Origin of the sequence: Moraxella ovis, from assembly GCF_900453105.1 — a bacterium.
Taxonomy (GTDB): Bacteria; Pseudomonadota; Gammaproteobacteria; order Pseudomonadales; family Moraxellaceae; genus Moraxella; species Moraxella ovis.
Window position 1 is genome coordinate 1,810,229 of the sequence record NZ_UGPW01000001.1, and the last position, 13,526, is coordinate 1,823,754.

The following is a 13,526-nucleotide window of genomic DNA, read 5'->3' on the forward strand; positions in this document are numbered from 1 at the left end:
ATACCCATCTCAGTTAGACATTGATTTTAAGGGTATTTATGACACAGTTTCACCACTTATCCGTCCATGAGCTTGTTGATGGGCTAAAAAACAAAACCTTCAGCAGTCGCGAATTGGTTCAGCATTTTATCAATCGCATTGACCGCCTAGATGGACAGATCAACAGTTTCATCACCAAAGATTTTGACAACGCCCTATCTTTTGCCCAACAAGCAGACGAACTACGAGCAGGTGGCGATACTCGTCCCTTGCTGGGCGTACCGATGGCACACAAAGACAACCTATGCACCCAAGGCGTGCTGACCACCGCAGGCTCAAAAATCCTATCCAATTTCGTCTCGCCCTATAACGCAACCGTGGTGGAAAACATCGCCAACGCTGGATTTATCAGCCTAGGTAAGCTCAACATGGACGAATTTGCCATGGGGTCAGACAACGAAAGCTCGTATTTTGGTCCAGTACACAACCCCTGGGACACCGCTCGCGTACCAGGTGGTTCATCAGGCGGATCTGCGGCAGCGGTCGCCAGTGGGTTCATTCCTGTGGCGACAGGCTCGGACACAGGTGGCTCTATTCGCCAGCCAGCCAGCTTCTGTGGTATCACAGGCATCAAGCCTACCTATGGGTGTGTGTCTCGCTATGGCATGATTGCTTATGCGTCAAGCCTTGACCAAGCAGGCACTTTTGGCAAATCCGCCCTAGACTGTGCCTACCTGCTTTCCCCGATGACAGGACACGACCCCAAAGACGCAACATCCATCAACCGCCCCACCGAAGATTATGTGGCGGACATTTTGGTGACAAAAACAGACGGCAAACCCCTAGCAGGCAAAAAAATCGGCGTGGCAAAGGCGTATTTTGGGGCAGGTCTTGATAGTGAAGTAGAAAAATCCATTCGCACCGCCCTAGCCAAATATGAAGAGCTGGGGGCTCAAATCGTGGAAGTGGACATCACCGACCCTGTCGTAACTCTTGCCACTTATTATCTGCTCGCCCCTGCCGAAGCCAGCTCAAACCTGTCTCGCTATGACGGTGTGCGCTTTGGTTATCGCTGCAAAGATCCAAAAGATCTGATCGATCTATATACGCGCAGCCGCTCTGAAGGCTTTGGTACTGAAGTTCAGCGCCGTATTATCATGGGAACGTATGCCCTATCGGCAGGGTATTTTGACGCTTATTATACCAAAGCCCAAAAGGTTCGCCGTCTTATCGTGGACGACTTTAAAAAGGCGTTTGAAAAATGCGACATCATCGCAAGCCCTACTGCACCGACCACCGCCTATAAGCTGGGTGAGAACTTAGACCCTGCCAGCATCTATCTTGGTGACGTATATACCATCGGCGTGAACTTGGCAGGTTTGCCCGCCCTATCGCACCCCGTAGGACAAGCGAACGGCTTGCCTGTAGGCTTGCAACTCATTGGCAAGCATTGGGCGGAAAGCGAACTATTAAAAACCGCTCATATTTATCAGGCGGATACCGAGTTTCATAAAGAGTTATCAAGCATTGCCAAATAATCAGATAAATTAGCATAAGGCAAAACTGTCTTATGCTAATGATAAAGGAGTAATCATGCAAACTGTTACTTTACAATTTGATGATATTTATTATCAAAAGTTAATTAACCAAGTGGGCAAAGATAATTTGGCGGAGTTTTTTCAAAAAATTTCCGAGCCTTATTTTTTATTAAATAAAACAATGGATACGCCAATTTCGCCAAACAATCGCCCTTACCGTTTGGGTGCATTATCCCATATCAAAGTGCCTGATAATTTTGATGACATTGAAATCACGGATTTTGATGTATGAGATATTTATTAGACACGCACATTTTATTATGGGCATTGCAAAATAGCCCCAAACTGAGCAAGCAAGCCAAAGACATTATTACCAATCCAAATAATGAATTATGGTTTAGCTCTGCCAGTATTTGGGAAGTTGCCATCAAACTTAGTAGCGGTAAAGTAAAAGATGATGAATTGATTGGCCCTGATTTATTATATCAAACGCTTTTGCAAGAAAACTATCAAGAATTAACCATAAACGGTACGCACAGTAGTGAAGTTGGGCGTTTGCCATTTATCCATAAAGACCCTTTTGGTAGAATGCTCATCACCCAAGCCAAAACCGAACGGTTCATCCTAATGACGGCTGATGATAAAATCAAGCAATATGATGACGTAACCATTTTAATGATTTAAATCCAAGGAAACCCTATGACCCAACAAGCCCCCCTAATTGACGGCTATGAAGTCGTGATTGGTATTGAAATTCATTGCCAATTAAACACCGACAGCAAAATCTTTTCAAACGCCCCCACCGCCTTTGGGCAAGAGCCAAACACCCAAGCCACCATAGTGGATTTGGGCTTTCCAGGGGCGTTGCCTGTGCTAAATGAAGGCGTGATTGAGCGTGCCTTAAAATTTGGCATGGGTGTCAATGCCGAGCTTGGCACATACAACACCTTTGACCGCAAAAACTACTTCTACCCCGACCTACCCAAAGGCTATCAAATCACGCAAATGGCAAACCCCATTGTCGGACGTGGCTACATTGACATTCTTGTAAACGCAGGGCAAAAAGACGAATACACCAAACGTATCGGTATCACACGAGCCCACCTAGAAGAAGACGCTGGTAAATCAGTGCATGACGCTGTACCGCAGATGACAGGCGTGGATTTGAACCGTGCTGGTACGCCACTCATCGAAATCGTCTCTGAGCCTGATATGCGTTCGGTGGGCGAAGCGGTTGCTTACGTCAAGACCATTCATGAGCTGGTTACTTGGCTTGGCATCTCGGACGCGATTATGGCAGAAGGTAGCTTCCGTGCGGACATCAACGTGTCTGTACACAAGCCAAACACGCCTTTTGGCACTCGCTGTGAACTCAAAAACCTAAACTCGTTCCGCTTTATTGAGCGAGCCATTAAATCCGAAATTGAACGGCAAATTGACGTCATCGAAGACGGCGGTAAAGTCGTGCAAGCCACACGCCTATACGACCCCGAAAAAGACGAAACCCGCGCCATGCGTACCAAAGAAGAAGCCAACGATTACCGCTACTTCCCCGACCCCGACCTGTTGCCTGTTGTTATCTCTGATGAGACGCTTGCCAAAGTGCGTGCCGACATGCCAGAGCTACCGAGCGTGCGTAAAGAGCGATTTTCCAGTGAGTTTGGCTTGACCACTTATGATGCCAACGTGCTAAATGGTAGCCGTGAGCTGTCGGATTATTTCTTGCAAGTGGTTGAAATCATTGGCAAAAATAACGCCAAAATCGGGGCAAACTGGGTCATGGGCGAGCTGTCAGGTTCACTCAATAAAAACGAGCTGACCATTGACAAATCACCAATCTCTGCCGAACGCTTGGCGGGTCTTATTGCTCGTATTTTGGATAATACCATTAGCGGTAAAATCGCCAAAGAAGTCTTTAATTATCTTTGGGAATCTGATAAAAGTGCCGATGAGATTATCGCCGAGAAAGGCTTAAAACAAGAAACCGACACAGGGGCGATTGAAGCCATTATTAAAGAAGTGCTTGCCAATAATCAGGCTATGGTGGACGAATATAAAGGCGGAAAAGAAAAAGCCTTTAATGGACTAGTCGGACAAGTCATGAAAGCAAGTCGTGGTAAAGCCAATCCAGCTCAGGTGAATGAATTGCTTAAAAAATTGATTGGTTAAAGTTAGGTAAACTTTTATAAATGCCTTATCTTAAAATAAGGCATTTATTTCTATTAAATTTTGGATAAACAATGGCAAAGAAAGAAAAATCTACCGACTTTTGGGTATATGATTTATTAAAAAATGCTGATATTGCAGATAATTTTGACGCACAAGGTAGTTCTATTTTAGAAATAGATACCGCCCTAAAAAGTGCATCAAAAGCCAAAACAGGCAAAGTCGGTATGCCTGAATTTGTCGGTGTGGTAAAAGATTTTTTGATTGTCATTGAAGACAAAAAAGATGTCGCTTTGCATCAAAAATACAACACACAAAAGATTGTTTGTCAAGAAATAGATAGTATCAAAAATTATGCAATAAATGGTGCAATACATTATGGCATTCATTTAAGCCAAAACACTTCTTATAAAAAGATTATTGCCATTGGTGTATCTGGCGATGAAAAACGCCATCACATCACACCCGTTTTTATCAATGAGCGTGGTGAATATAAAGAATTAAACAATATTGAAACCTTTATTTCTTTTAATGAAAACAATATTGACGAATATTATATTAAAGAAATCCTAAAAGAAAAAACACCAGAAGAAAAAACCACCGCAGAAATTCTAAAAAACGCCAAAGACCTGCACGAAGATTTGCGGAATTATGGGAGCATTCAGGACAAAGACAAGCCTTTACTTGTCTCTGGGATTTTATTAGCTTTACGAGAAATGGAATACAAAAACTTCTCCATTGATGATTTGATTGGCGATGACATAACAACCGATGGCGAAAAAATCTATACCGCCATTGAAAATCATCTAAAAAGAGTCAGAGTATCGCCAGAAGTCAAAAAAGACAAATTGCTTAATCAATTTTCGGTCATCAAAGACACCAAAATCATCAATGAAATTAATGACAACTTAAAGAAAACACCCCTAAAACATTATACCGAATTTTTATACAGACACATTTATCAAAACATAAAATACACCCAATCCGCCGAAGATTATTTGGGGCGGTTTTATGGCGAGTTTATGTCATATTCTGGCGGTGATGGGCAAACGCTGGGCATTGTTTTGACACCCAAACACATTACCGAAATCTTTTGCGAACTTGTCAATCTATCGCCCGATGATTGTATTCTTGACCCGTGTTGTGGCACGGCTGGATTTTTGATTGCAGGTATGCACCATATGCTCCAAAAAGCCACCAGCGATAAACAAAAAAACAACATTCGCAAAAATCAACTGCACGGCATTGAATTACAGCCGTATATGTTTACCATTGCCACCACCAATATGATTTTGCGTGGCGATGGCAAAAGCAATTTAGACCAAGAAGATTTTCTAAAACAAAACCCTGCTAAATTACAATTAAAGGGATGTAATATTGGTATGATGAATCCGCCCTATTCGCAAGGCTCAAAGCAAAATCCCAATCTGTATGAAATTGCCTTTACCGAGCATTTATTAAACAGCTTAACACCAGATGGCAAGGCGGTTGTTATTGTTCCACAGTCATCAATGACAGGCAAAACCAAAGAAGAACAAGCCATCAAAGCCAATATTCTAAAACATCATACCTTAGACGGTGTGATTACTTTAAATAAAAATACTTTTTATGGCGTGGGAACCAATCCGTGTATTGCCGTATTTACCGCAGGCATACCGCACGATAAAGAAAAACTGGTCAAATTTATTAACTTTGAAGATGATGGCTTTGAAGTCCAAAAACACAAAGGCTTAATAGAAACCGAATCCGCCAAAGACAAAAAAGAGCATTTACTCAATGTATGGCGTGATGAAATCACCGCTCCAACCAAGTTTTGTGTGGAGACCACCATTGAAGCTGACGATGAATGGCTACACTCATTTTATTATTTTAATGATGAAGTTCCCAGTGAAGCCGATTTTGAAAAAACGGTCGCCGATTATTTGACTTTTGAAGTGAATATGATTACGCACGGGCGTGGTTATTTGTTTGGGATTGGGGAAAATGATGATGAATAAGTTAAAATTAACGGATAGGGAATGGAAAGGTTTTGCAATTGAGAAATTCTTTAATATCTATACAGGAAAAGATTTAATTCTATCAAAAATAGAGCAAGGTCATATACCAATAGTTAGCCATAGCGAAATCAATAATGGAATTCAAGCATTTAGTAAAAAAATGCAAAACTATATAATGTTTAATAGCAATACAACTATTAGTCTTGCAGATAGGGGTACGTTTAAATCTTTTGTACAGCCAAGCAACTTTTATATAGGAACCCGTGTTAAAGCACTGGAAATCAAAATAAAAATCTCCAAGAATACCTTGAAATTTATAACAACCTGTATAGATAGACAAAGCATTTTATTTTCTTATGGAAGAAATGCTTGTCAAAGATTAAATAAACTAAATATATTACTCCCTGTTGACAATCAAGGAAATCCCGATTGGCAATTTATGGAAGATTATATTAAACAGATTGAAAAAGAAAAAATCAAGCAGTTAATTGGTTATTATCAAAATAAACTACTTGACAGCCAGCTAAAGAATGGTATAGGGGGTGGTAAAACCCTTAAAATTCAATGGGATATATTCAAAATTAGTGATTTCTTCAACTTTATGCGTGGCAATCAAAACAATATGGCAAAATGTGAAAAAGGCAATATTCCGCTAATTTCTGCTCGTAAAGTAGATAATGGCTATAAAGATTTTATAGCAAATAATGGCAAAAAACTATTTCCCAAGCATATTATCACCTTAAATAATGATGGCGATGGCGGTGTTGGGCTTGCCTATTATCAATCCACGCAAACAGCACTTGATACACACGTTACCGCCCTATTGCCAAAAATAAATTTAACAAAAAATGTAATGTTTTATATTTGTCTAATGATTTCTATCCAAAGGGACAAATTTAGTCACGGATATTCTATCAACAATGAAAGATTATCTGTACAAAAAATTATGCTACCCATAGATAAAAACGGCAATCCAAACTGGCAATTTATGGAAGATTATATTAAACAGATAGAAAAAGATAAAATAGAGACTTTACTTTCTTATCTTAATCAATACAATACCTTAGCCGAGCCGAGCCGAGCCGAGCCGAGCCGAGCCGAGCCGAGCCGAGCCGAGCCGAGCCGAGCCGAGCCGAGCCGAGCCGAGCCGAGCCGAGCCGAGCCGAGATAGTATGGGCGAAATTTAAATTAAGTCAAGTGTTTTTTATTAAATCTGGTGTGCGTTTAACCAAATCAGATATGATAGCAGGCGATATGCCATTTATTGGAGCGACTGAATTTAATAATGGCATTACTGAATTTATAGGTAATGCCAACGCCAGTCTTGATCAAAATATTTTGGGGGTAAATTATAATGGTAGCGTGGTAGAAAATTTTTATCACCCTTATGATTGTATCTTTTCTGATGATGTCAAAAGACTGGAATTAAAAAACAAAGATTATGCTAATAAATGGGTGTATTTATTTTTAAAAACCGCTATTTTGCAACAAAAAGAAAAATATCAATACGGTTATAAATTTAACGCCCAACGAATGCAAAAACAAACCATTGTGCTACCCACCGATGATAACGGTGAGCCAAATTGGGCGTATATGGAAAATATGATGAAAGCAGTTGAGATGAAAAAGATTTTGCAAATTTTACAGCACTATGAATACTAAAATGCCCACCATCAAACCCTACTTCAATCCGCCGATAGCCTACTCATCACCGCAGGAGCAGGCATGGGCGTGGATTCTGGCTTGCCTGACTTTCGGGGCAATACTGGTATGTGGCAAGCCTATCCCGAGCTTGGCAGACGGCAGATGGACTTTGCCACCATCGCCAACCCCCAAGCCTTCGCCCAAAATACACGCCTTGCTTGGGGATTTTATGGGCACCGTTTGGCACTGTACAAAGCCACCACGCCCCACGCAGGCTTTGGCAAGTTACTGGCACTTGCTGACCGCCTTGATTTGCCTTATTTTGTCCTTACCAGCAATGTGGACGGGCAATTTGTCAAGGCAGGGTTTGACGCTGACAAAGTTTATGAATGCCACGGCTCTATTCATCATTTGCAATGTGTCATACCCTGTTCTGATAAGATTTGGACGGCGGACGACTTAACGCCTGTGATTGACAATGACAAATGCGAGTGGCTTGGGGAGCTACCCACTTGTCCTGACTGTGGCGGGTTGGCACGCCCAAATATCTTGATGTTTGGCGATTTTGCTTGGCAATCTCATCGCACGGACGAGCAAGAAACCCGCCTGCACAAGTTTTTGACAACCCACCAAAATCCTGTTGTCATTGAGATTGGAGCAGGAACAGCAATCCCGACGGTTAGACGCTTTGGCGAGCAGTTCGCCCCACGTCTGATTCGCATTAACCTGCGAGAACCTGCCACACCCCAAGGCGGTATTGGGCTTGGTATGACGGGCATACATGGGATAGATGAGATTTGGCGGGCGTTGAATGCTCATGATTGATATTGTGTAAAATGTACGTATGACTTTGACAGTTCACAGAATTGTGAAGATATAATAACCCAGATCAAATCCTTTGAATTAAATTAATAAAAAAGACCCCAATAAATCAGGGTCTTTTTTATTAATCATCAATTAGTGATGATGGCCGCCTTCGCCGTGTGCGTGGCCGTGTGCGATCTCATCAGCAGTCGCTGCGCGCACTTCTACGATCTCAACATCAAAAGTCAATGCCTGACCTGCCAATGGGTGGTTACCATCAACCACAACTTCTTCGTCAGTCACTTCTTTAACAGTAACCAACATCACATGACCGTCATCAGTCTGTGACTGAAATTGCATGCCCACTTCGATATTATCCACACCTTGGAAGTTCGCGCGTGGCACAGATTGCACCGCTTCTGCGATGTATTCACCGTACGCATCTTCTGGCGCGATGGTCGCAACGAATTTATCGCCAGCAGACTTGCCTTCCATTTTAGCTTCTAGGCCTGGGATAATGTTGTGGTGACCGTGTAGATATGCAAGTGGCGTGCCACGAGATTGATCCAATGTCTCGCCTTGATCGTTGGTTAGTGTGTAGTTAAATTGAACCACAGAATCTTTTGTGATGGTTGTCATAAGAGAATTCCTATTTTTGATGAATAAATTTACGCGTTGGTACTCCAATCGCGATAACACGAGTTTCATTATAGCAGACTTTTTGGCTGATGTTGCTGCTGTTACAAAAAACATTCAAATCCATCATAACGGTCCAATCATCTGTTATTTGGTTATATGATGGATTAATGCTATGATAATGGCGCCGATAAATTAATAAACGTGCACAGGAAAAATATGAAATATATTGTTGATTTTACTAGATTTAATGAACATCTTGTCGATATTCATCTTAATTTTAAGGCGCGGGTAGGTGCACCAACATTATGGCTGCCGACATGGATTGCAGGCAGTTATCTGATTCGCGAGTTTAGCAAAAACATCACGCTCGTACAGTACGATCATGATGATACACGACTCGATGCCGTTAAGCGCTCAAAGAATACTTATGAACTCACCCACATTAAGGCAGGAGATGTCGTCGATGTGCATTATGAAGTGTATTGTCACGATCTGTCGGTGCGCACAGCATTCTTGGATAATACGCGCTTGTTTGGGAACTTTAGTTCGCTGCTCGTCGTTCCAACAGGGCAAGAGAGCAATGGCGCGAACATCTCGCTGCATGTGCCAAATGCTTTTTATGCACTCAATCCCAACGCGACACTCGCCTGCGGCCTAAAGCATACTTGCGCTGATGATGCTGTTGGCAAGACCTACCATTTAGAGCCTGTAGCCGCCTTTGATAGCTATGATTATCCATTTGAAATCAGTATTCAGGATGAATTTGCCTTTACGATCACAGACAGTGACGGTAAAGGCCTGCCGCATCGTTTTTTTATCGCGGGCAAGCATCATGGGCACCTGCCACGCCTACAACAGGACATTCAAAAAATTTGCCAAGCCTACCTAGACGAACTGGGCAGCGCGCCATTTGAAGATTATACCTTCATGACCATGGTGACGGGTTCAGATTATGGCGGTCTTGAGCACATCAATTCTACCGCGTTGGTTAGTCCACGTACCGACCTGCCGAGCACTCATGAAGGCACAATCCCAAGTGGTGATTATCAGCGCTATCTAGGGCTGTGCAGCCATGAGTATTTTCACGCATGGTGGGTAAAAACAGTACGCCCTGACGTGATGATGGATTCACAATTACAAACCGAAGCGCCTTCGCCATTATTATGGGTCTTTGAAGGATTTACCAGCTATATCGATGATCTGATGCTGCTGCGTTCGGGCGTGATTGATAAAGCGTCCTACCTAAAACTGCTCGCCGCACAGATTAATCGCTACTATCAGACCGCTGGTCGCGATTTACAAAGCGTCGCTGAATCCAGCTTTGATGCATGGATTAAGCTCTATCGACCCGACGAGAACTCCACCAACCAAGGCGTAAGCTACTACAATAAAGGCGCACTCATCGCCCTACTGCTGGATCTTACCCTACTAAAACACTCCGATGGCAAATATCGCTTATTCGATGTCGTCAGAGCCTTCTACGCCAAGGCACTCGAGCAGGACAATCGTCGCTTTGGCATGACACATGAGAATCTTGGTGAGGTGGTTGGCGATATGATCGGGTGTGATGTGTGGCAGGTGTTTTTTGATAATTATGTCATCGGTCGCCAATCACTACCCATTGAAGAGATGCTGGCAGAGTTTGGCATTGAAATCACCGCCAAAGCTCAACACAGAGCCTGGGGTATGACGACAGAAGAGCTGCCAAGCGGTATCAAAATCAAGCATCTCATCCGCCAAAGCCCAGCCAGTAAGGCAGGTCTGTCCGCCAATGATGTCATCGTCGCCATCGACGGCTTAAAAGCAAGTCAAAAACTCATCGAATCCACCACGAAGCGTCAAAATCATGATGACAAGCCCGTCGTCGTTCATGCATTCCGCCGAGATGAGCTCATGACATTTAATGTGCATGGTGGATCATTTGAATACCGACAGGTAAGCTTGGTTGATAACACCGATAGCATCTGGCTAAACTAATTTAAAGCTTATCATGAATAAAAACGCCCTAAAATTTTGGGCGTTTTTTATTATTTGCTTGATGGTGGCGATTCTTTGGGTGATTAGGCTTTGTTGATTTGGGTGAGAATTTAGATGTCTTTGATGGCTTGGATTTTGATGGCTTGAGTGTGTTATTTTTGCTCACGCTAAGCTTGTTAAGCTCATCATCAGATAGCTGAATAGGCAATTGTTCACCCACACCGAGTTGTTGCACCTTATCACCCAACGACCACTGACCGACCTGATAGCGTATCAACCTTAGACATGGCAAGCCAACGTGTGCAACCATTCGACGAACCTGACGATTCTTACCCTCAAAAATCGTCATAGACAGCCACGATGTCGGGATGGATTTGCGTTCGCGGATGGGTGGATCACGCCGCCACAGCTCGATCGGCAGCTCATCTTCGGACAGATGCCTGACTACAGCGGGTAAAGTTTTACCATCTTTTAATGGCACGCCTGATGATAATTGATGCAGCTGCTCAGCAGTGGGTATATTCTCCACCTGTACCAGATAAGTCTTGCCATGTTCTTTGGCGTTGCCTTTATTCGGTGGTGTGGTGATGGCATGATTGAGCGCACCATCATCAGTCAATATCAACAACCCTTCGCTGTCTTTATCAAGCCTGCCCGCCACACGCAGCGTCTTATCAGCAAAAAAATCTGCCAACGTCGCCATGTCATCATTATCTTTACGAAATTGACTGTGAACACCATATGGCTTATTAAATAAAATCACATTTGCCATGTCGTTATTTTAGCTTATCCAATAAAAAACCAGATGATATGGTAACATCATCTGGTTTTGAATACTAACTTTGATTATTCAAAGATAGGACTTTATTATTTGCTCTCGGTAGCTGCAGGTGCTTTAGCAGGTTGTGCTGCTTCGGCTTGATTTGCTTCTACTTGAGTAGCTTTGCTGGTTGGTGCATTACCAACTGCGGCAACTTGCTTACCAGCTTGAGATAGAGTGAACTCAATACGACGGTTTTGGAAGCGACCTTGTTCAGTTGCGTTAGATGCTACTGGGTGGTCATAGCTTGCACCTTGAACACTTAGACGCTCAGCAGGTACACCTTTTGATACTAGGTAATCACGAACAGCGACAGCACGCTCCTCAGATAGCTGCTGGTTGTACTCGTGAGACGCTTGATTATCGGTGTGACCGATGATTTTTAGTGTTGCTCCTGGTAGTGCGCTTAGCTTCGCTGCAGCAAGATCAAGAATCTCTTGGTTCTCAGCAGGGATTTCGCTTGAGTCAGTTGCAAAGTTGATGATTTGTAGATTTAGAGCGCGTACTAGATCATCAGCAGTCGTGTTGTCGCCAAGACCTGAGATGGCTTGCTTAGCAGAATTGATGCTACCTGCAACAGCAGCGGCTACGTCAAGCTGTGGCTCTGCTTCTACAGTGAAGTCTGCTGGTAGGATACCTTTAGCACTTTCGATTAGCTTAGCCACATCAGCTTCGTTACCTGCATTGAAGCGAACAGTTTTATCTGCGATGCTCACACTAGAGCTGGGTACGCCTTTCATCAGACCCAGGATTGCAGGTAGGTGGTCTGCCGCTGGCATGGTGTCAGAGTAGCCAGTCGCTGTCTCTAGTGAACACTTATCAGTGCCGAATACGCCCGCGATCGCAGTACGGATAGAACCAAGCACACCTTCAGAACCTGCTTGACCACGGCAAGAATAAACCGCATTACCAGTCTCATCTACAGCGATGTTTAGAGTAGCAGGCGTTGCGTCAGCAGCGGTCGTTGATGCTGGTGCTGCAGCTGTTTCGTCAGCATTTTGGGCAGGTGCTGCAACAGGCGCTGGCTTGTCTTGACAGCCACGTAGTAATAGCCATGCAAGACCACCTAGGATGATCAGACCGATGATTGGCAAGATGCTCTTTAAGAAACCACCTTTCTTCTCTTCTTCGCGTACCACGTGAGTGTTTGCTGCAGCTGGCTCAACGCGTGCATGAGCAGCAGGCGCAGCTTCTGTCTTAACAGCAGTAGCGGCGGCGGGCTTAGTGGCTGCAGTTGCAGCAGCGGCACCGCCTAGAAGACCAGCTGGTAGTAGCGCATATGCCCATGAAGGCAGTAGCGAGCTGAATGTTGATAGGTTGTCTTTTAGGAATACAGGCAAAGAAGTTGAACCAGACAATTCTTTTAGCTTGCTAAGTACCAAAGGCGCTGACACAGCAGTTAGTGCGCTGGTAGTCGCAGTAGATAGGTTGAATTCTTTGGCAAGCTGATCATTTAGCTGAGCTGTTTGATTGATGGTATTGTTATCATTGAATACGGCATCAAGAATGCTGCGGCCATTATCTAAATCCAGTGGATTTAATGCAGACAGACGAGAAAAAGCACTACCATCAGTTAGGCGTGAAGCAAAGATGGCATAAAACGCTGAAAGCAATTTGCTCTTAGTCGTGTTATCGCCTTCATAGGTCGCTGTCGCAGCCAAAACGTGCGGGGTAACCAGCTCAGATAAAGTATGGATAAGGTTCATAAGAAAACTCCTTTGTTTGTGTGTTTGTTTTTAATAAAATCCTAAGCCTGATCACACCTAGAACTTGATTGTGTGTTATTGTGAACCATTTTTGAGAAATAAAAAAGACCTTAACACAATAGTTAAACAAAACACCTGCCACAAAAACCATCTGGTGACATGTTTTTACAAAACCACCGTACAGCCCACCCATTGGTTACCTAAATACTGACATAATCCACTGTTTTATTAAGCTCTGCGGTTGCCAAACACATTT

12 protein-coding genes are annotated in these 13,526 nt (G+C 43.4%); 9 read left to right on the forward strand and 3 right to left on the reverse strand.

From position 1 onward, the window contains the following. The first annotated feature begins 38 nt into the window (after nucleotides 1-38). From gatA to DYD54_RS08735, 8 genes are all read left to right on the forward strand, one after another. Nucleotides 39-1,517 (forward strand): Asp-tRNA(Asn)/Glu-tRNA(Gln) amidotransferase subunit GatA, encoded by a 1,479-nt coding sequence (gene gatA / locus DYD54_RS08700; protein ID WP_063514567.1) that lies wholly within the window; start codon nucleotides 39-41, stop codon nucleotides 1,515-1,517. 55 nt (nucleotides 1,518-1,572) lie between these two features. After that, nucleotides 1,573-1,809, forward strand: coding sequence for a hypothetical protein (locus DYD54_RS08705; protein ID WP_063514568.1), 237 nt, complete (start codon nucleotides 1,573-1,575; stop codon nucleotides 1,807-1,809). Continuing rightward, on the forward strand, nucleotides 1,806-2,201 hold the full coding sequence (locus DYD54_RS08710; protein ID WP_063514569.1) for a type II toxin-antitoxin system VapC family toxin: 396 nt from the start codon (nucleotides 1,806-1,808) through the stop codon (nucleotides 2,199-2,201). Before DYD54_RS08705 ends, DYD54_RS08710 begins: the two co-directional genes overlap by 4 nt. A gap of 15 nt (nucleotides 2,202-2,216) precedes the next feature. Continuing rightward, the gene (gatB, locus tag DYD54_RS08715; RefSeq protein WP_063514570.1) at nucleotides 2,217-3,686 is read left to right on the forward strand and encodes an Asp-tRNA(Asn)/Glu-tRNA(Gln) amidotransferase subunit GatB; all 1,470 of its coding nucleotides are present in this window, start codon (nucleotides 2,217-2,219) and stop codon (nucleotides 3,684-3,686) included. A 71-nt stretch (nucleotides 3,687-3,757) separates the two neighbouring features. Then, nucleotides 3,758-5,680 (forward strand): HsdM family class I SAM-dependent methyltransferase, encoded by a 1,923-nt coding sequence (locus DYD54_RS08720; RefSeq protein ID WP_063514571.1) that lies wholly within the window; start codon nucleotides 3,758-3,760, stop codon nucleotides 5,678-5,680. Continuing rightward, on the forward strand, nucleotides 5,673-6,851 hold the full coding sequence (locus DYD54_RS11445) for a restriction endonuclease subunit S (protein ID WP_172459599.1): 1,179 nt from the start codon (nucleotides 5,673-5,675) through the stop codon (nucleotides 6,849-6,851). The genes DYD54_RS08720 and DYD54_RS11445 overlap by 8 nt, the downstream gene beginning before the upstream one ends. Then, entirely contained in the window at nucleotides 6,848-7,342 is a 495-nt protein-coding gene (locus DYD54_RS08730; RefSeq protein WP_084260679.1) for a restriction endonuclease subunit S, read from the forward strand. The genes DYD54_RS11445 and DYD54_RS08730 overlap by 4 nt, the downstream gene beginning before the upstream one ends. Nucleotides 7,343-7,387: 45 nt before the next feature. After that, a complete protein-coding gene (locus DYD54_RS08735) occupies nucleotides 7,388-8,149 on the forward strand; it encodes an SIR2 family NAD-dependent protein deacylase (protein WP_370446612.1) in 762 nt (253 codons plus the stop codon). A 132-nt stretch (nucleotides 8,150-8,281) separates the two neighbouring features. Here DYD54_RS08735 and DYD54_RS08740 read toward each other — a convergent pair whose 3' ends face one another. Continuing rightward, nucleotides 8,282-8,767, reverse strand: a complete 486-nt coding sequence (locus DYD54_RS08740) for an FKBP-type peptidyl-prolyl cis-trans isomerase (protein WP_063514573.1) — start codon at nucleotides 8,765-8,767, stop codon at nucleotides 8,282-8,284. Nucleotides 8,768-8,983: 216 nt separating this feature from the next. Between DYD54_RS08740 and DYD54_RS08745 the strand changes: the two genes are divergently transcribed. Next, a complete protein-coding gene (locus DYD54_RS08745) occupies nucleotides 8,984-10,744 on the forward strand; it encodes a M61 family metallopeptidase (protein WP_063514574.1) in 1,761 nt (586 codons plus the stop codon). A gap of 28 nt (nucleotides 10,745-10,772) precedes the next feature. On the opposite strand, the gene DYD54_RS08750 is transcribed toward DYD54_RS08745, so the two are convergent. Together DYD54_RS08750 and DYD54_RS08755 are read right to left on the reverse strand one after the other, a co-directional pair. Then, nucleotides 10,773-11,516, reverse strand: a complete 744-nt coding sequence (locus tag DYD54_RS08750; protein WP_063514575.1) for a pseudouridine synthase — start codon at nucleotides 11,514-11,516, stop codon at nucleotides 10,773-10,775. A 95-nt stretch (nucleotides 11,517-11,611) separates the two neighbouring features. After that, nucleotides 11,612-13,270 (reverse strand): OmpA family protein, encoded by a 1,659-nt coding sequence (locus DYD54_RS08755; protein ID WP_063514576.1) that lies wholly within the window; start codon nucleotides 13,268-13,270, stop codon nucleotides 11,612-11,614. Nucleotides 13,271-13,526 lie beyond the last annotated feature (256 nt).